At 68.8% G+C, this 17,431-nt stretch carries 17 protein-coding genes; 14 read left to right on the top strand and 3 right to left on the bottom strand.

What is annotated here, in order from left to right:
• The coding region (locus tag ACTWQR_RS50770; RefSeq protein WP_443234138.1) for a hypothetical protein at positions 1-274 on the bottom strand (274 nt) is incomplete at its 3' end.
• Between the two features lie 185 nt (positions 275-459).
• Between ACTWQR_RS50770 and ACTWQR_RS50775 the strand changes: the two genes are divergently transcribed.
• The 3 genes from ACTWQR_RS50775 (at position 460) to ACTWQR_RS50785 (ending at position 3,890) form a co-directional block, all read left to right on the top strand.
• Positions 460-2,082: a site-2 protease family protein gene (locus ACTWQR_RS50775; RefSeq protein ID WP_443234139.1), complete on the top strand. Its 1,623-nt coding sequence runs from the start codon at positions 460-462 to the stop codon at positions 2,080-2,082.
• A 128-nt stretch (positions 2,083-2,210) separates the two neighbouring features.
• Positions 2,211-3,113, top strand: a complete 903-nt coding sequence (locus ACTWQR_RS50780) for a tRNA (adenine-N1)-methyltransferase (RefSeq protein ID WP_443234140.1) — start codon at positions 2,211-2,213, stop codon at positions 3,111-3,113.
• A gap of 201 nt (positions 3,114-3,314) precedes the next feature.
• Entirely contained in the window at positions 3,315-3,890 is a 576-nt protein-coding gene (locus ACTWQR_RS50785; RefSeq protein ID WP_443234141.1) for a hypothetical protein, read from the top strand.
• A gap of 55 nt (positions 3,891-3,945) precedes the next feature.
• Here the strand turns inward: ACTWQR_RS50785 and ACTWQR_RS50790 are convergent, their stop codons facing one another.
• Positions 3,946-4,251 carry a ferredoxin gene (locus ACTWQR_RS50790; protein WP_443234163.1) on the bottom strand — a complete coding sequence of 102 codons (306 nt, stop codon included), beginning with the start codon at positions 4,249-4,251 and terminating at the stop codon, positions 3,946-3,948.
• Positions 4,252-4,505: 254 nt separating this feature from the next.
• Here ACTWQR_RS50790 and arc point away from each other — a divergent pair, with 254 nt between their 5' ends.
• The 6 genes from arc to prcA all read left to right on the top strand — a co-directional run bounded on the left by arc (position 4,506) and on the right by prcA (position 10,643).
• Positions 4,506-6,272, top strand: coding sequence for a proteasome ATPase (arc, locus tag ACTWQR_RS50795; RefSeq protein WP_443234142.1), 1,767 nt, complete (start codon positions 4,506-4,508; stop codon positions 6,270-6,272).
• A 234-nt stretch (positions 6,273-6,506) separates the two neighbouring features.
• The gene (dop, locus tag ACTWQR_RS50800; protein ID WP_443234143.1) at positions 6,507-8,018 is read left to right on the top strand and encodes a depupylase/deamidase Dop; all 1,512 of its coding nucleotides are present in this window, start codon (positions 6,507-6,509) and stop codon (positions 8,016-8,018) included.
• A 165-nt stretch (positions 8,019-8,183) separates the two neighbouring features.
• Entirely contained in the window at positions 8,184-8,402 is a 219-nt protein-coding gene (locus ACTWQR_RS50805; protein WP_443234144.1) for a ubiquitin-like protein Pup, read from the top strand.
• A gap of 63 nt (positions 8,403-8,465) precedes the next feature.
• The gene (locus ACTWQR_RS50810) at positions 8,466-9,041 is read left to right on the top strand and encodes an endonuclease VII domain-containing protein (protein ID WP_443234164.1); all 576 of its coding nucleotides are present in this window, start codon (positions 8,466-8,468) and stop codon (positions 9,039-9,041) included.
• Positions 8,993-9,838: a proteasome subunit beta gene (gene prcB, locus ACTWQR_RS50815; RefSeq protein ID WP_443234145.1), complete on the top strand. Its 846-nt coding sequence runs from the start codon at positions 8,993-8,995 to the stop codon at positions 9,836-9,838. The genes ACTWQR_RS50810 and prcB overlap by 49 nt, the downstream gene beginning before the upstream one ends.
• Before the next feature lie 55 nt (positions 9,839-9,893).
• Positions 9,894-10,643: a proteasome subunit alpha gene (gene prcA, locus ACTWQR_RS50820; RefSeq protein ID WP_443234146.1), complete on the top strand. Its 750-nt coding sequence runs from the start codon at positions 9,894-9,896 to the stop codon at positions 10,641-10,643.
• Between the two features lie 254 nt (positions 10,644-10,897).
• On the opposite strand, the gene ACTWQR_RS50825 is transcribed toward prcA, so the two are convergent.
• Positions 10,898-11,908 carry a LacI family DNA-binding transcriptional regulator gene (locus tag ACTWQR_RS50825; protein ID WP_443234147.1) on the bottom strand — a complete coding sequence of 337 codons (1,011 nt, stop codon included), beginning with the start codon at positions 11,906-11,908 and terminating at the stop codon, positions 10,898-10,900.
• Positions 11,909-12,051: 143 nt separating this feature from the next.
• Here ACTWQR_RS50825 and ACTWQR_RS50830 point away from each other — a divergent pair, with 143 nt between their 5' ends.
• From ACTWQR_RS50830 to ACTWQR_RS50850, 5 genes are all read left to right on the top strand, one after another.
• On the top strand, positions 12,052-13,305 hold the full coding sequence (locus tag ACTWQR_RS50830; protein WP_443234148.1) for an MFS transporter: 1,254 nt from the start codon (positions 12,052-12,054) through the stop codon (positions 13,303-13,305).
• 9 nt (positions 13,306-13,314) lie between these two features.
• Positions 13,315-14,676, top strand: coding sequence for a Pup--protein ligase (pafA, locus tag ACTWQR_RS50835; RefSeq protein ID WP_443234149.1), 1,362 nt, complete (start codon positions 13,315-13,317; stop codon positions 14,674-14,676).
• Between the two features lie 203 nt (positions 14,677-14,879).
• Entirely contained in the window at positions 14,880-15,863 is a 984-nt protein-coding gene (locus ACTWQR_RS50840; RefSeq protein WP_443234150.1) for an FKBP-type peptidyl-prolyl cis-trans isomerase, read from the top strand.
• A gap of 55 nt (positions 15,864-15,918) precedes the next feature.
• Complete coding sequence (locus ACTWQR_RS50845) at positions 15,919-16,293, top strand: FKBP-type peptidyl-prolyl cis-trans isomerase (RefSeq protein ID WP_443234151.1); 375 nt, start codon at positions 15,919-15,921, stop codon at positions 16,291-16,293.
• 169 nt (positions 16,294-16,462) lie between these two features.
• On the top strand, positions 16,463-17,416 hold the full coding sequence (locus ACTWQR_RS50850) for a helix-turn-helix transcriptional regulator (RefSeq protein WP_443234152.1): 954 nt from the start codon (positions 16,463-16,465) through the stop codon (positions 17,414-17,416).
• Positions 17,417-17,431 lie beyond the last annotated feature (15 nt).

Genomic DNA, 17,431 nt, shown 5'->3' on the forward strand with positions numbered 1-17,431 from the left:
CCCGGTACCAGAGCACCAGCGCGGTCACAGTCCCGTAAAGCGCGTACCAGGCCGTCGCCGCGGCGGGCTCGACGGCGATGTCCGGCGGCTCGGCTTCGCTGCCGACGGGATGCGGCACCACGGCTCTGGCCTGCTCGGCTTCGGCACCGGCGGGCTCGGCGTCGCTGTCGGCGGGCTGCGCGGCCACGGCCACGGCGTCGGAGGGCTCGGTCTCGGCACCGGCCGACCGGGCTCCGGGACCGGCCTGCGCGTCGCCGTCAGTGCTGGTTTCCATGACGACAGACCTTACGGCCCGCCACTGACAGCGCCACATACGGTGACCTGCGCGCCGCACGGGACGAGGCGGGAAACAGAGGGGGTGCCGGGGCCTGACACAGCACGACGGCCGCATACCATCGAGGACAGGACCTCTCGCCGTGCATGATCGCGAGCGGGAGACGTGTCAAACGAGGGGACATCGTGGACGAGAGCGGCGGAAGCGGGCAGCCGCGGTCCGGCACGGACGAGGCGGACGAGCGCCGCACGGGGCAGCCGCGCCCCGGCGACCCGGCCACCACGACGGCCCGGCCGCGCTCCGACGCGCAGCCGCACGACGTCGACGCCCAGGCGAAACCCGCTGGCCCGGCCGAACCCGGACGGGAAGAGGCCGCGGGGGCGGGTCGACTCGACAAGAGCCCCGAGATCCCGGGGAGTTCGGCGGACGGCCCAGCCGGCGAGGAGCGGGCCGCCGCCCCGCAGGTCGACATGAGCAAGGACGCCGCACCGCCGCCCGCCCCGGACGCCGGGTCCGACGGCCACGTGACTCGGCAGCCGCACGACCCCCACCGTTCCGAGGCACACACCGCCCACCCCCCAGCCGAATCCGGATCCGAGTCCCGCACCGGGAGGAGGACCGGCCTCAAGAAGGGCCCCGCCCCGCGACGCGGCAAGGAACCCGGCGGCGGCCTGCTCATGGGACGCCCCTTCGGTGTACCCGTGTACGTCGCGCCCAGCTGGTTCCTCGTCGCCGCACTCATCACCTGGGTCTTCGGCGGCCAGCTCGACCGGGTCCTGCCCGAACTCGGCATGGCCCGCTACCTCGTCTCGCTCTTCTTCGCGGTCGCCTTCTACGCCTCCGTACTCGTCCACGAGCTGGCGCACACGGTCGCCGCCCTGCGCTTCAAGCTGCCCGTGCGCCGCATCCAGCTGCAGTTCTTCGGCGGCGTCTCGGAGATCGAGAAGGAGTCCGAGACCCCCGGCCGCGAGTTCATCCTCGCCTTCGTCGGACCGCTGCTCTCGCTCGTCCTCTCCGGGCTCTTCTACCTCGCCATGCAGACCGTCGAACCGGGCACCGTCCCGGGCGTCCTGCTGGCCGGCCTGATGATCTCCAACCTGATCGTCGCCGCCTTCAACCTTCTCCCCGGCCTGCCCCTCGACGGCGGCCGCATGCTCCGTGCCGTCGTCTGGAAGATCACCGGCAGGCCGATGAGCGGCACGATCGCCGCCGCCTGGGTCGGCCGCGCCCTCGCGATCTCCGTACTCGTCGGACTGCCCCTGCTCACCCAGTCCGGCGCGCTGGGTGCCGACGCCGAGGACATCGGCGGCATGGACACCGTCATGGACGCCCTGCTCGCCGCCATCCTCGCCGCGATCATCTGGACCGGCGCCGGAAACAGCCTGCGCATGGCCCGGCTGCGCGAGCATCTGCCCGAGCTGCGCGCCCGCAACCTCACCCGGCGTGCGGTCCCCGTGGAGACCGACACCCCGCTCTCCGAGGCGCTGCGCCGTGCCAACGACGCGGGTGCCCGCGCCCTGGTCGTGGTCGACGCCGACGGCGAGCCCCTCTCCCTCGTCCGCGAGGCCGCCATCGTCGGCGTACCTGAACACCGCCGCCCCTGGGTCTCGGTCAGCGGCCTCGCCCAGGACCTGACGGACGGCATGCGCATCTCCGCCGAACTCGCCGGCGAGGACCTCCTCGACACCCTGCGCGCCACCCCAGCCACCGAGTACCTGGTCGTGGAGGAGTCCGGCGAGATCTACGGAGTCCTCTCGGCGGCAGACGTCGAGCGCGCCTTCGTAAAGGCGATGGCCCGGCCGAGCTGAAAACTGAGCCGGGCTCCAGCGCCCCGTAAGGGGCGCGGGGAACTGCGCGACCAGCCACGAAATACCCGCAGTTGCTGCACGCACCCTCGGCGGTCAGCAAGCCCCGCAGGGACCGGTAGGCTGTTCACATGTCCGAACCGACCGGTGCCGCCCGCCGACGCGGGCCCTTCAAGGTCGGGGACCAGGTTCAGCTGACCGACCCCAAGGGCCGCCACTACACGTTCACGCTCGAAGCGGGGAAGAACTTCCACACCCACAAGGGTTCCTTCCCGCACGACGAGCTGATCGGCGCTCCCGAGGGCAGCGTTGTCCGCACCACGGGGAACGTCGCCTATCTGGCACTGCGCCCCCTGCTCCCCGACTACGTCCTGTCCATGCCCCGCGGCGCCGCCGTGGTCTACCCCAAGGACGCGGGGCAGATCCTGTCGTTCGCCGACATCTTCCCCGGCGCACGCGTCGTGGAGGCGGGCGTGGGCTCCGGCTCACTCAGTGCCTTCCTGCTGCGCGCCATCGGCGACCAGGGCATGCTGCACTCTTACGAGCGCCGCGAGGACTTCGCCGAGATCGCCCAGCAGAACGTGGAGCGCTACTTCGGTGGCCCGCACCCCGCCTGGCAGCTCACCGTCGGCGATCTCCAGGACAACCTGAGCGACACGGACGTGGACCGCGTCATCCTCGACATGCTCGCCCCCTGGGAGTGCCTGGAGGCCGTCTCCAAGGCGCTGGTCCCCGGCGGCATCCTCTGCTGCTACGTGGCGACCACCACCCAGCTCGCCCGGACCGTCGAGTCCATCCGCGAGATCGGCTCCTTCAACGAGCCGACCTCCTGGGAGACGATGATCCGCAACTGGCACGTCGAGGGACTGGCCGTCCGCCCCGACCACCGCATGATCGGCCACACCGGCTTCCTGCTCACCGCCCGCCGCCTCGCGGACGGCGTCGAGCCGCCCATGCGCCGCCGCCGCCCGGCCAAGGGCGCGTACGGCGAGGACTACACCGGGCCGAACGCCGACAGGGACACCGGCCGCTGAGTCGGCCCGGGCGGCCTTGTGCCGCGTACAACGCACAAGCGCCGTGGGCGAGGGTCCTGGGGATTCTTCGGAACCTCGCCCACGGCGCTTTCCCCTTGATGCGTCGCCAGAATCCGGGACCCCACCGTTCCCCCGCAGTGTGACGTGTGGCACCATGCTGGCCACCCCCACCGGCACAGCCCTCACGGGAGACACTTCCTAGTGCAGCAATCCGCCGTTCCGGAACTGGCACACACCCACACCCGCCCGATTCACTGGGTCGCCACGGCCACCGCCCTCGCCGGGGTCGTCGCGGTCTCCGCGTTCCTCCAGCCCGACCGGGCCACCGCTGCCCAGCACGGCCCCGAGGCGAAGGCGGTCCCGGCCGTCACAGCGCCTCCCGACCCCGCCGGCGTCGACTTCCCGATCGAGTGCGGTCCCGTCAAGGCCGCGGTCCAGAAACAGGCCTCCGGCGACCTCGACGGCGACGGCCGCCCGGAGACGGTCGCCGTGGTCCGCTGCGACGCCGGTTCCGGTACCCCGCCCAACGGCGTGTACGTCCTCACCCAGGCCGAGGGCGCCGCGAAGCCCCGGGTCGTCGCCACCCTCGTCGATCCGAAGGAGCGCCTGACCGTCAAGGACTTCACGCTGCGCGACGCCACGGTCACCGCGACCCTGCTCGGCTACTCCTCGCGGGGCGTACCCAGTTGCTGCCCCGACTTGAACGAGCGCGCCAAGTGGCAGTGGAAGAACGGAGCGTTCGTCCGCTCGACGCCCTCCGGTGCCCGGAGTGTGTGAGATATCAGACAGGCGTGAGAAAAGAGACGCGATGTCACGCGGAGTGGCCTTCCGGTCACTCCGCGTTGGGCCCGTACACCTCGACGCTGTCCGAAACCCGACGTACGTGAATGCAGTCGCCCGGACACTCCTTCGCGGAGTCGGTGACATCACGCAGAAGCGTCAGGGGTACGGGCGTTGTGGCGCCCGGGGCCTGCAGAAGTTCGTCGTCGGGGCTCTTCACATAGGCCAGACCGTCGATGTCCAGCTCGAAGACCTCCGGGGCGTACTGGGCGCAGATTCCGTCGCCGGTGCAGAGATCCTGGTCGATCCAGACCTCAAGTGCCTCGCCGTCGCCTCCGGCCGCCTGCTGCACGCTGATTTCTCCTGCCGTTTCCTGCGTCGAGTGACCTGATCCATATGCAAGTCGGGCCAGCTCTGACGGGTGTTGAACATGTCGACCCTACCTCCGCCCGCTTCCCAACCATGTTGGATGGGTATTCCACTGGCGTGAGGGAGAGCGCAAGGGTGAAGATCGGACACACCCCGACAGTCTTTGTGATCTAGGGGTTTCAATCGACACCCACCCAGGTAGGGTCTGGAAGCGTCCAGCTCCCCTTGGAGGAGGTGAGGACCGTGGCAGCCCACGACGACGACATGAACCGCGGCATCCGCCCGGGACGAGGGTCTGACGACCCTGCCGGGCAGGTTGCCTACCTTGAGCAGGAGATCGCCGTCCTGCGACGCAAGCTCGCCGACTCTCCGCGACACACGAGGATTCTCGAAGAGCGGATCGTCGAGCTGCAGACCAATCTGGCCGGCGTGTCCGCACAGAACGAGCGGCTCGCCAACACGCTCCGTGAGGCCCGCGACCAGATCGTGGCCCTCAAGGAGGAGGTCGACCGGCTCGCACAGCCGCCGGCCGGCTTCGGTGTCTTCCTCATGGCGAACGAGGACGGCACGGCCGACATCTTCACCGGGGGCCGCAAGCTCCGGGTGAACGTCAGCCCGAGCGTGGAGCTCGACGAGCTCCGTCGCGGCCAGGAACTGATGCTCAACGAAGCCCTCAACGTGGTCGAGGCCATGGAGTACGAGAGCGTCGGCGACATCGTCACCCTCAAGGAGATCCTCGAGGACGGCGAGCGCGCCCTCGTGCAGGGGCACACGGACGAGGAACGGGTGGTACGGCTCGCCGAGCCACTGCTGGACGTAGTCATCCGTCCCGGCGACGCCCTGCTCCTCGAACCACGCTCCGGCTATGTCTACGAGGTCGTACCGAAGAGCGAGGTCGAGGAGCTCGTCCTCGAAGAGGTCCCGGACATCGGCTACGAGCAGATCGGCGGTCTGGGCGGCCAGATCGAGGCGATCCGCGACGCGGTCGAGCTTCCGTACCTCTACCCCGACCTGTTCAAGGAGCACGAACTGCGGCCGCCCAAGGGTGTGCTGCTGTACGGGCCCCCCGGATGCGGCAAAACGCTCATCGCCAAGGCTGTCGCCAATTCGCTGGCCAAGAAGGTCGCCGAGGTGACCGGACAGGCCACGGGCAAGAGCTTCTTCCTCAATATCAAGGGTCCCGAGCTCCTGAACAAGTACGTCGGCGAGACCGAGCGGCAGATCCGCCTCGTCTTCCAGCGTGCACGGGAGAAGGCCAGCGAGGGCACGCCCGTCATCGTCTTCTTCGACGAGATGGAGTCCCTCTTCCGCACCCGTGGATCGGGCGTCAGCTCGGACGTGGAGAACACCATCGTCCCGCAGCTGCTCGCCGAGATCGACGGCGTGGAAGGCCTGCAGAACGTGGTGGTGATCGGCGCCTCGAACCGCGAGGACATGATCGACCCCGCGATCCTGCGCCCCGGACGCCTCGATGTGAAGATCAAGATCGAGCGCCCGGACGCCGAGGCTGCGAAGGACATCTTCGGGAAGTACCTCACCGAGCGCCTCCCGCTGCACTCCGACGACCTCGGAGAGCATGGCGGCAGCAGGTCGACCACGGTCCAGAGCATGATCCAGACCGCCGTCGAGCACATGTACACCGAGTCCGAGGAGAACCGCTTCCTCGAGGTCACGTACGCCAACGGCGACAAGGAAGTCCTGTACTTCAAGGACTTCAACTCCGGCGCCATGATCGAGAACATCGTCGGCCGCGCCAAGAAGATGGCGATCAAGGACTTCCTCGAGCACAGTCAGAAGGGCCTGCGGGTGTCCCACCTGCTCCAGGCCTGCGTGGACGAGTTCAAGGAGAACGAGGACCTGCCGAACACCACGAACCCGGACGACTGGGCCCGGATCTCCGGAAAGAAGGGCGAACGGATCGTTTACATCCGTACGCTCATCACCGGAAAGCAGGGCGCGGACACCGGACGCTCCATCGACACGGTGGCAAACACCGGTCAGTACCTGTAAAAGACAGGGTGGCTGCGGGTGCCCTCAACGGGTACCCGCAGCCGACTGCTTTTCAGGGCACGGCTGGAGCAGAGCAATGACGCAAATGATCTCCCCACCAGCGCAAAGGCGTTCTAGGCTCTTCGGTACCGCCGAGTCGCGCAGTGCGGGGACGGGCACCGCACACGCACCGGAGCGCCAGCGGTACTTGAGCGGCGCCCCCGACCGAGGGCGCCGCCGGGCAAGGAGGGCCGCATGACCGTACGGCGAGTAATGGGCATCGAGACGGAGTACGGGATCTCCGTCCCCGGCCACCCCAACGCCAATGCCATGCTCACCTCATCCCAGATCGTCAACGCCTACGCGGCGGCGATGCACCGGGCTCGCAGGGCCCGCTGGGACTTCGAGGAGGAGAACCCGCTGCGGGACGCCCGGGGCTTCGACCTCGCCCGCGAGGCCGCGGACTCCAGTCAGCTCACCGACGAGGACATCGGCCTGGCCAATGTCATCCTCACCAACGGTGCGCGGCTGTACGTCGACCACGCACACCCGGAGTACAGCTCCCCCGAGGTCACCAACCCGTGGGACGCCGTCCTGTGGGACAAGGCCGGCGAGCGCATCATGGCCGAGGCCGCCGAGCGCGCGGCCCAGCTGCCCGGCGCGCAGCCGATCCACCTCTACAAGAACAACACCGACAACAAGGGCGCCTCGTACGGTACGCACGAGAACTACCTGATGAAGCGGGAGACCCCCTTCTCGGACATCGTGCGCCACCTCACGCCGTTCTTCGTCTCACGCCAGGTCGTCACCGGAGCGGGCCGTGTCGGTATCGGTCAGGACGGGCACGAGCACGGCTTCCAGCTCAGCCAGCGCTCCGACTACTTCGAGGTCGAGGTGGGCCTCGAAACCACTCTGAAGCGGCCGATCATCAACACGCGTGACGAGCCGCACGCGGACGCCGAGAAGTACCGCCGGCTGCACGTGATCATCGGCGACGCGAACCTCTCGGAGATCTCGACCTACCTGAAGCTCGGCACGACAGCCCTCGTCCTGTCGATGATCGAGGACGGCTTCATCGCCGTGGACCTCGCCGTCGACCAGCCGGTGCGCACGCTGCACCAGGTCTCGCACGACCCGGGCCTCAAGCGCCTGATCACGCTCCGCAGTGGCCGGACACTCACCGCTGTCCAGTTGCAGATGGAGTACTTCGAGCTGGCGCGCAAGTACGTCGAGGAGCGGTACGGCGCGGACGCGGACGAGCAGACCAAGGACGTGCTGACCCGCTGGGAGGACGTCCTGGGGCGCCTGGAGAGCGACCCGATGAGCCTGGCGGGGGAGCTGGACTGGGTCGCCAAACGGGAGCTCATGGAGGGCTACAGGCGCCGTGACAGCCTTGAATGGGACGCGGCGCGGCTACACCTCATCGACCTCCAGTACGCCGACGTACGGCCCGAGAAGGGCCTCTACAACCGCCTCGCGCAGCGCGGCCGGATCAAGCGCCTGCTGGACGAGACGGACGTGGAGCGGGCCCGGACCAAGCCGCCGGAGGACACGCGCGCGTACTTCCGCGGGCGCTGCCTGGAGCAGTACGCGGACGACGTCGCGGCGGCCTCCTGGGATTCGGTGATCTTTGATCTGCCGGGCCGGGACTCGCTGCAGCGGGTTCCAACCCTGGAGCCGCTTCGCGGAACGCGTAATCACGTCAAGGAGCTCCTCGACCGCTGTCGCACGGCGGAAGACCTGGTCAGGGTCCTTTCGGGCGGCTGACCGGGCCGCTGTGGCCCTCGGGCCGAAGTGGCCGGGCGAGGTGGAAAGGGGCGGCGTCCGGGAATCATCGAAGTGGCCCCCGGACGTTGTAGCAACTGCGGGGCCGATGTCGGACCCTGCTTGTAGGGTCTGATCAAGAACGTCGAACCGAGCGGGGTGAGGGTTATGGCGACCAAGGACACCGGCGGCGGGCAGCAGAAGGCAACGCGCAGCACCGAGGAGGTCGAGGAGACTGCGCAGGACGCGCAGGCGACCGAAGACCTCAAGGAGCGCCAGGAGAAGCTGAGCGACGACGTCGACTCGGTCTTGGACGAGATCGACGATGTCCTCGAGGAGAATGCAGAGGATTTCGTGCGCTCATTCGTTCAGAAGGGTGGCCAGTAGTAGTCTTTGCCTTCGGATCGAAGGTTCGAGGGTGCGGGGGTATGGGTGGGAGAAGAGCAGACGGTGAAGCGTTGCTCGCGGTGTAAGGAGTCCAAGCCGCGGGCAGCCTTCGCTGGCAATAAGGCGGCCCGTGATGGGTTGCAGGCCTACTGTCGGGAGTGCTGGGCGGAGTATCACCAGGCTCGGCAACTGGCGAAAGGCAAGAATGTCCGGCCGCGGGTGCAGACGCCTGAGGGCCACAAGTTCTGTCGTCAATGCGGTGAGATCAAGCCCCATAGCGAGGGGCATCGCAATGCGACGGCTTCGGACGGCCTCTCGACGAGTTGTAAGGCCTGTCGGGCGGCCAAGGGGCGAGCAGGCCACCTGAAGCGCCAGTACGGCATCACCGAAGCTCAGCGCGACGAGTTGGTTGCGGCCCAAGCGGGCGTCTGCTGCATATGTCTGTCCGCTCCCGCCGAGCATGTGGATCACTGCCACGAGACGGGTAGGGTCCGAGGCGTACTGTGCTTCAGCTGCAACGCCGCACTGGGGCAGTTCAAGGATCGGCCCGATGCCATAAGGCGGGCTGCGACATACGTGGAAGGAAACGCGTGGAAGCCAACACTCGTAGCACCGGGCGTCTACCGGCTGCCTTCCTGACGCCAGGGTCGTCGTCCTTCATGGACTTCCTGTCCGACCACCAGCCGGAGATCCTCCCGGGCAACCGGCAGCTGCCGCCCATGAAGGGTGTGATCGAGGCGCCGCACGGCACCACGATCGTGGCCGTCGCGTTTCCCGGTGGTGTCGTGCTGGCCGGTGACCGGCGAGCAACCATGGGCAATGTCATCGCGCAGCGCGACATTGAGAAGGTCTTTCCGGCCGACGAGTACTCGGCGGTGGGCATCGCCGGTACGGCGGGTCTGGCCGTCGAGATGGTGAAGCTGTTCCAGCTGGAGCTGGAGCACTTCGAGAAGGTGGAGGGCACCACGCTCTCCCTGGAGGGTAAGGCCAACCGTCTCTCCACGATGATCCGGTCCAACCTCGCCATGGCCATGCAGGGCCTGGCCGTGGTCCCGCTCTTCGCGGGGTACGACGTGGATCGCGAAAAGGGCCGCATCTTCTCGTACGACGTGACGGGCGGCCGTTCCGAGGAGCAGGGTTTCGCGGCGACGGGCTCCGGCTCGGTCTTCGCCCGCGGCGCCATGAAGAAGCTCTACAGCAAGGACCTGACCGAAGACCAGGCCACGACGCTCGTCGTGCAGGCGCTGTACGACGCGGCAGACGACGACTCGGCGACCGGTGGTCCCGATGTCGCCCGCCGGATCTACCCGATCGTCACCGTGATCACCGAAGAGGGATTCCGCCGTCTCACCGACGACGAGTCCTCCGAGATCGCCCGAGCGATCCTGGAGCGGCGCCTGGAGCAGCCCGACGGCCCGCGGGCCGCACTGCTCTGACAGCGGCTTCTTGACAAGTGATCCAGTGACAACCACAGAAAGGGACGGATAGCCGGTGTCGACGCCGTTCTATGTCTCACCCCAGCAGGCCATGGCCGACCGGGCCGAGTACGCCCGCAAGGGCATCGCCCGTGGCCGCAGCCTCGTCGTGCTGCAGTTCGCCGACGGCATCGTGTTCGTCGGCGAGAACCCGTCCCGTGCGCTGCACAAGTTCAGCGAGATCTACGACCGGATCGGCTTCGCGGCCGCCGGAAAGTACAACGAGTACGAGAACCTCCGGATCGGCGGCGTCCGCTACGCCGATCTCCGGGGCTACACCTACGACCGTGACGATGTGACCGCCAGGGGTCTCGCAAACGTCTACGCCCAGACGCTCGGCACGATCTTCTCCAGCGCGGCCGAGAAGCCGTACGAGGTGGAGCTGGTCGTCGCCGAGGTGGGGGAGACCCCCGATGGCGACCAGATCTACCGCCTTCCACACGACGGGTCGATCGTGGACGAGCACGGCTCGGTCGCGGTCGGCGGCAACGCCGAGACGATCAGCAGCTACCTCGACCAGCGCCATCAGGACGGCATGTCGCTCGCCGAGGCGCTCAAGCTGGCCGTTCAGGCCCTGTCCCGTGACACGAACGGCAGTGAGCGGGAGATTCCCGCCGAGCGTCTGGAGGTCGCGGTTCTGGACCGTACGCGGCCGCAGGCGCGCAAGTTCAGGCGCATCGTCGGCCGGCAGCTTGCCCGTCTGCTGGAGGCGGGCGGTGCGGAGACCGCGGCGGAGGCCGAGGGTCCCGAGGACGACGAGGAGTGACCTCCTCCTCCCTCTCGCCCAGCGCGCGCCCCGGTCTTTCGTAGGCCGGGGCGCGCGGCGTTGCGGGGCAGCGGCTTTCTGTGCGGCGTGCGGGTTGATGGTGGCTGTTCGCGCAGTTCCCCGCGCCCCTGATGGGGCGTTCAGGCCCGGTGGGTGTTTGCGGGTAGGAGAGTGGGCTGAGCGCGCAGTTCCCGCGCCTCTGAGGGCGGGTCGTTTCCCCGCGACCCTGAGGGCGCCGCCCCACAGCCCCCAGGCTAGCCAGGAGGGGCTGTCGAGCCTCGTACGACCAATTCCACCGGGATGTCGTCCTGGGGCGGCGTGCGACCGTCCATGACCGCCAGGAGGGCTTCCATGCCGCGTTCGCCGAACAGTTCGGCGTCGAGACGTACGGTCGTCAGTTCCGGGTCCATGGCCGTGGCGAGGGCCAGGTCGTCGAGGCCGGTGATGGAGAGGTCCTCGGGGATGCGCAGGCCCAGGCGGCGGGCCGCCTTGTAGGCGCCGGCCGCCAGTTTGTCGTCGTCGCAGACCAGTGCGGTGGGGCGGGGGCCGCGGGCGGAGAGGGCGGTCTCGGCGGCGGTGAGGGCGTCCTCGATGGATATCGGGGCGGCGGCCGTGCGCAGCTCCGTGCCGGCGACCGCGGCGACGCGCTCGGCGAGTTCGCGGGCGCGTACCTCGAAGGTCCAGGACGCGATGTCCGCCGCGAGGTGGAGGAAACGGCGGTGTCCCAGGGCCAGTAGGTGCTCCGCGACCTGCCGTACGCCGTCGCGGATGTCGAGGTTGACGGTCACCGCGCCCGTGCTGCCCGCCGGGTCGCTGTCCAGCATGACGAGCGGCAGGTCGTCTCCGCGGATCGCCGTGAGGGCGTCCGAGGCCATCGAGGAGGCGATCACGCCGTCCAGAGCGGCCCGTGCCGATGCGAAGGGGTCCCGGGCCGGGCCGATGCCCTCGGGTGACGGATACAGGACCACTCCGAAGCCGTGCTCCGCGGCCACCCGGGCCGCACCGGTGTAGACGCCCGCGAAGAACTCGGTGGTCAGCGCGGGCACCACCAGAAGCACGGTGCGGGTGCGGCCGAGGCGCAGGTTGCGGGCGGCCAGGTTCGGCCGGTACCCGAGCTCACGAGCCGCCTCACGGACCCGTTCCGCCGTCCGCTCGGCGACCCGCCCGCGCCACTTCTCACCCAACACCAGGGAGACGGCCGCCTGGGACACCCCCGCGGCCTGGGCGACGTCACGGCTTGTGGGGCGGGGGCTGCCTGCTGCCACCGTCGACCTGTCTTTCTCTGGACTAGCGGACAGCGCACATGGTACGTATGACGCGGGACGTTATACGTAAAACTTCCGGCGTCTCCGACGCTTCGTACGAGAAACCTCGGGCGTCTCGGAGCAGAGAGGGGCAGGACGCGGCTGTGGGTTACCTGGAGATTCTCAGGACGAGGCACGCCACGCGGCTGCTGGTCGGCACTCTGGTGGGCCGGCTGCCGAACGCCACCGCGGCCATTGCCATCGTGTTCTTCGTCCGTGCGGAAGGAGGCACCTACAGCCTCGCCGGAGTGCTCGCCGCGGTCTACGGCGTGGCCAACGCCGTCGGGCAGCCGCTGCTGGGCCGCCTCGTGGACCTCCACGGGCAGCCGCGGGTCCAGCTGCCCGCCGTGGTCGTCTCGGCCCTCGGTATGGGCGTCTTCGCCTTCACCGGCACGGAGCCGCTCCCGCTGGCCTACGTCCTCATAGCCGTCGCCGGACTCTTCACACCGCCCCTGGAGGGCGGTCTGCGGGCGCTGTGGCCCGCCGTCCTCCGCAAGGAGAGCCAGGTGCACACGGCGTACGCGATGGACGCCGTCGCGCAGGAGATCATGTTCACCGTCGGGCCGTTGCTCGTCACCCTGTGCGTGTCGCTGTGGTCCGCGCAGGCCGCGCTGATCATCCTGAACGTCATCGGTGTCCTGGGCGCGCTCTCCGTGGTCGTCTCGTCGCCCTCGCGCGCGTGGCGTTCGGCGCGGCGCGAGGCGCACTGGCTCGGCGCGCTGCGCTCGCCGGGGCTGCTCGCCCTGCTCGCCACGTGCTTTTTTGTCGGTATCGCGCTCGGGTCCATCACTGTCGCGGGCATCTCTTACGCGGACGACCATGGCGGTGACGCGACGTACGGGTGGCTGATGGCGGCGGTCGGGCTCGGCGCGCTCGTCGGCGGCACGGTGTACGGGGCGCGGGTGTGGAGCGGTGCGCCGGAGCGGCGACTGCGCGTGCTCGTAGCGCTTCTGGCGGTCTGTTATCTGCCGCTGATGCTCACGCCGGACGCGGTCGCCATGACGGCGCTCGTGGCGCTCGCCGGGGTCTTTCTCGCGCCCTGTCTCGCCTGTTCCTTCCTCATCGTCGACCGGCACGCGCCGAAGGGAACTGTCACCGAGGCGTTCTCCTGGCTCGTGACAACGTTCACAGTGGGGATGTCCGTCGGAACGGGCCTCACGGGGCCGGTCGTGGAGTGGGCCGGAACCGCCCGGGGCTTCGCCGTACCGGGCGTCGCGGGGGGTGTCGCGCTGCTCGTTCTGCTGGCCACGGGGCGGGTCCTCGCAGCTACGGGCAGCAGTGCGGTGGTCGAGGGAAGTTCGGAAAATGATCGAAACGGTGCCGCCGAACCCCGTTTCAGCACAGGCCATCAGGCGTAATGTTCAGTCATGGACCGCCGCATTTTCGGGCTGGAGAACGAGTACGGCGTCACGTGTACGTTCAGGGGACAGCGTCGGCTGTCTCCCGACGAGGTGGCGCGGTACCTCTTCCGCCGTGTCGTGTCATGGGGCCGAAGCAGCAACGTCTTTCTGCGAAACGGCGCCCGCCTCTATCTCGACGTGGGATCACATCCGGAATACGCGACTCCCGAATGTGACAACGTGACGGAACTCGTCACCCACGACAAGGCCGGCGAGCGCATTCTGGAAGGACTCCTGGTAGACGCGGAACGACGCCTGCACGAGGAAGGAATCGCGGGCGACGTCTACCTCTTCAAGAACAACACCGACTCGGCGGGCAATTCGTACGGCTGCCACGAGAACTATCTGGTGGCCCGCCACGGGGAGTTCTCCCGGCTCGCGGACATCCTCATCCCCTTCCTCGTCACCAGGCAGCTCCTCTGCGGTGCCGGCAAGGTGCTGCAGACCCCGCGTGGCGCCGTGTACTGCGTCAGCCAGCGGGCCGAACACATCTGGGAGGGCGTCTCCTCGGCGACGACCCGCTCCAGGCCGATCATCAACACCAGGGACGAGCCGCACGCGGACGCCGAGCGTTACCGGCGGCTGCACGTCATCGTCGGCGACTCGAACATGTCCGAGACGACCATGCTCCTCAAGGTCGGCGCCACCGACCTCGTACTGCGCATGATCGAGGCGGGCACGGTGATGCGCGACCTGACCCTGGAGAACCCGATCCGGGCCATCCGCGAGGTCAGCCACGACATCACGGGCCGCCGCAAGGTGCGCCTGGCCAGCGGCCGCGAGGCCTCGGCCCTGGAAGTGCAGCGCGAGTACTACGAGAAGGCCGTGGACTTCTGCGAGCGCCGCGGCATCCGCACCGGCACCGTCGAGCAGGTCCTCGAACTGTGGGGGCGCACGCTCGACTCGATCGAGTCGGAGGACCTCGACCGGATCGGCACCGAAATCGACTGGGTGATGAAGTACCAGCTCATCGAGCGGTACCGCGCCAAGCACAACATGACGATGTCGAACCCGCGTGTCGCCCAGATAGACCTCGCCTACCACGACATCCACCGTCGCCGAGGTCTCTACTACCTGCTGGAGAAGAAGGGCCAGGCCGCCCGGATCTGCAACGACCTGAAGATCTTCGAGGGCAAGTCAGTGCCGCCGCAGACCACTCGGGCCCGGCTGCGCGGTGACTTCATCCGGCGCGCGCAGGAACAGCGCCGCGATTTCACCGTCGACTGGGTGCACCTGAAGCTCAACGACCAGGCACAGCGCACCGTGTTGTGCAAGGACCCGTTCCGGTCGGTGGACGACCGGGTGGAGAAGCTCATCGCCGGTATGTGAGCCGGCTCCGGCCCGGCCTCGCGCCGGGCCGGTCGCACACGCCCGATGCCCGGAAGCGGCAACGCTTCCGGGCATCGGGCGTGTGCCATGCTCGGCGCCGGCTGGTTGCGTTCGACGCCGCGTCTCGGGTCAATCCGTACGGCACAGGAGTACGTCGTAGAGTGGCGGCCATTGCCCCCCACCCCCGACTTCCAGTTGGACTGATGAACTACAACGTGAAACGACGTGTCGCAGCGCTGCTGGCCGTTCCCGCCCTGTTGTTCACCGCCGCGTGCGGATCGGACGACGAGAAAAACGGCGAAGCGACGGCAGGCGTCGCCGAGGTCAAGGGGAAGTTCGGGGAGAAGCCCGAGATCTCCGTGCCCAAGGACGGGAAGCCGTCCGACAAGACCGTGACCGAGACGGTGTCGGCAGGCAGCGGAGCCGCGATCAAGGCCTCCGACTACGTCCGGCTGGACTGGACCGTCGAGAAGTGGGGTGGCACCCAGGAAATGGGTGGCACCTGGGCCCAGGCGGCGGCTGCCGGCGGCAAGACGCCACGGCAGCAGTCCGTCGAGCAGATCGGCAAGCAGAGCCAGCAGCTGCCCCCCAAGGTCCTGGACGCCGTGAAGGGCAAGAAGTCCGGCAGCCGGATCCTGGTGCAGGGCACCGCGGGCGACCTGATCGGCGAGGGGCTGAACACGTCCTCCGGCGTCACCAAGACGGATGTGCTCGTCTGGGTGGTGGACGCGGTCGGCACCGCCTCCGTCGACGCCAAGGCCGAGGCCGAGGGGGAGCAGGCGGCCTCCGAGGCGGGCCTGCCCGAGGTCAAGGCCCCGTCGCAGAAGGCGGCGACCATCACCGTCCCCAAGAACACCAAGGCGCCCAAGGACCTCAAGCAGCAGGTGCTGATCAAGGGCAGCGGCAAGAAGGTCGAGGCCGGCCAGGGGCTCATCGCCCAGTACACCGGGGTCAAGTGGGAGGACGGCAAGAAGTTCGACTCCTCCTGGGACCACGGTGGCGCCACCGCCTTCCAGATCGGCACCGGCTCCGTGGTGGCCGGCTGGGACCAGGGCCTCGTCGGCAAGAACGTGGGCGACCGGGTCCTGCTGGTGATCCCGCCCTCCCTCGGCTACGGCGCCAGCCCCGACAGCGAGCTGGCCAAGAACACGCTCGTCTTCGTGGTCGATATCCTCGGCGCGGTCTGACCACAGAATCTGTGAGACTGTCCGGGACGCAGGCCGCGCAACAAGGAGTAATGAAGTGAGCATCGAAAAGCCCGAGATCGACTTCCCCGAGGGCGCGCCCCCCGCGGACCTCGAGATCAAGGACATCTGGGAGGGCGACGGGCCGGTCGCGAAGGCCGGCGACTTCGTCAAGGTCCACTACGTGGGCGTGGCCTTCTCCACCGGCGAGGAGTTCGACGCCTCCTGGAACCGCGGCACGCCGCTGGAGTTCCAGCTCGGTGTCGGCCAGGTCATCTCCGGCTGGGACCAGGGCGTACAGGGCATGAAGGTCGGCGGCCGCCGTCGGCTGACCATCCCGGCGCACCTCGCGTACGGCGACCGCGGCGCCGGTGGCGGCCGTATCGCCCCGGGCGAGTCGCTGATCTTCGTCTGCGACCTGGTCGCGGTCTGATCATCGCGAAAGGTCGGGCAGCTGTCCGACCTTCGCCTGCCGCGTGACCGAGGTCTGACCGGACCCGATCACCTGGGCCCATGCCTGTCCGGGCATGGGCCCTCGGCTTTGCCACGACACCCCGGGGCGGTACGGTCATCGGTCGGAAGCACCATAGGGAAGGGCATCGATGGCCATTGCCAAGGCAGAGCGGCTGATGAACCTGGCGCTGTGTCTGCTCGGGACGCGGCGGCCGCTCAGCAAGCGCGAGCTGCGTGAGTCCATCGAGGCCTACCTGGAGGCGAGCTCGGACGACTCCTTCAACCGGATGTTCGAGCGCGACAAGGACGATCTGCGCGAACTCGGCCTGGTCATCGAGACGGTGGAGAACCTCGACGGCGAGGTCGGTTACATGGCGCGCCGTGACAGCAACCGGCTGCCGCCCATCACCCTCGACGCGGAAGAGGCCGCCGCCCTCGGGCTGGCCGCCAAGGTCTGGCAGCAGGCCCGCCTCGCGGGCGCGGCGAGCGGCGCCCTGCAGAAGCTGCGCGCCGCGGGCCTCCCCGAGGATGTCGATCCGTACGAGGCCCATGGCGCCCTGGAGCCGCGGATCCCCGTGCACGAGGCAGCCTTCGAGCCGCTGATGCTCGCCTGCCGCGACCGCCGCCCCGTCTCCTTCGAGTACCGCAAGGCGACCGCGGCCCGCCCCGAGCCCCGCCATGTCGAGCCGTGGGCCCTGGAGTGCTGGCGCGGCCACTGGTACCTGGCCGGCTGGGACCGCGACCGCGGCGCCGAGCGGGTGTTCCGGCTGTCCCGGATCACCGGCAAGGTCCGTACCCGCAGCGGGAAGTACTCGGTCGAGGTGCCCGACGTCGTCACCGTGCGTGAGACCGTCGCGAGCTGGGCGGGGGACATAGCCGACCGCTCCGCGCTGATCCGGCTGCGGTCGGGCGCGGGCTACCCGCTGCGTGCCAAGGCTGCCTCCGTGCGGGAACTCGGCGACGGCTGGGACGAGTTGGAGATTCCGTACGGGCACGGCCTGGACGCCTGGCTCGTCGAGTTCGGGCCCGACGTGGTGGTCCTGGAACCCGCCGAGCTGCGGGCCGACGTCGTGGACCGGCTACGCGCTGTGGCCAAGGGCTGAGGGGGAACATAAGAA

The organism is Streptomyces sp. 2A115 (assembly GCF_052245575.1).
Lineage (GTDB): Bacteria > Actinomycetota > Actinomycetes > Streptomycetales > Streptomycetaceae > Streptomyces.

Bases quoted from the DNA above. Each gene is read 5' to 3' on its own strand.
- ACTWQR_RS50805 (WP_443234144.1), top strand. From the start codon at position 8,184: ATGGCGACCAAGGACACCGGCGGCGGGCAGCAGAAGGCAACGCGCAGC.
- dop (WP_443234143.1), top strand. From the start codon at position 6,507: ATGACCGTACGGCGAGTAATGGGCATCGAGACGGAGTACGGGATCTCC.
- pafA (WP_443234149.1), top strand. From the start codon at position 13,315: ATGGACCGCCGCATTTTCGGGCTGGAGAACGAGTACGGCGTCACGTGT.
- ACTWQR_RS50850 (WP_443234152.1), top strand. From the start codon at position 16,463: ATGGCCATTGCCAAGGCAGAGCGGCTGATGAACCTGGCGCTGTGTCTG.
- ACTWQR_RS50840 (WP_443234150.1), top strand. From the start codon at position 14,880: ATGAACTACAACGTGAAACGACGTGTCGCAGCGCTGCTGGCCGTTCCC.
- ACTWQR_RS50780 (WP_443234140.1), top strand. From the start codon at position 2,211: ATGTCCGAACCGACCGGTGCCGCCCGCCGACGCGGGCCCTTCAAGGTC.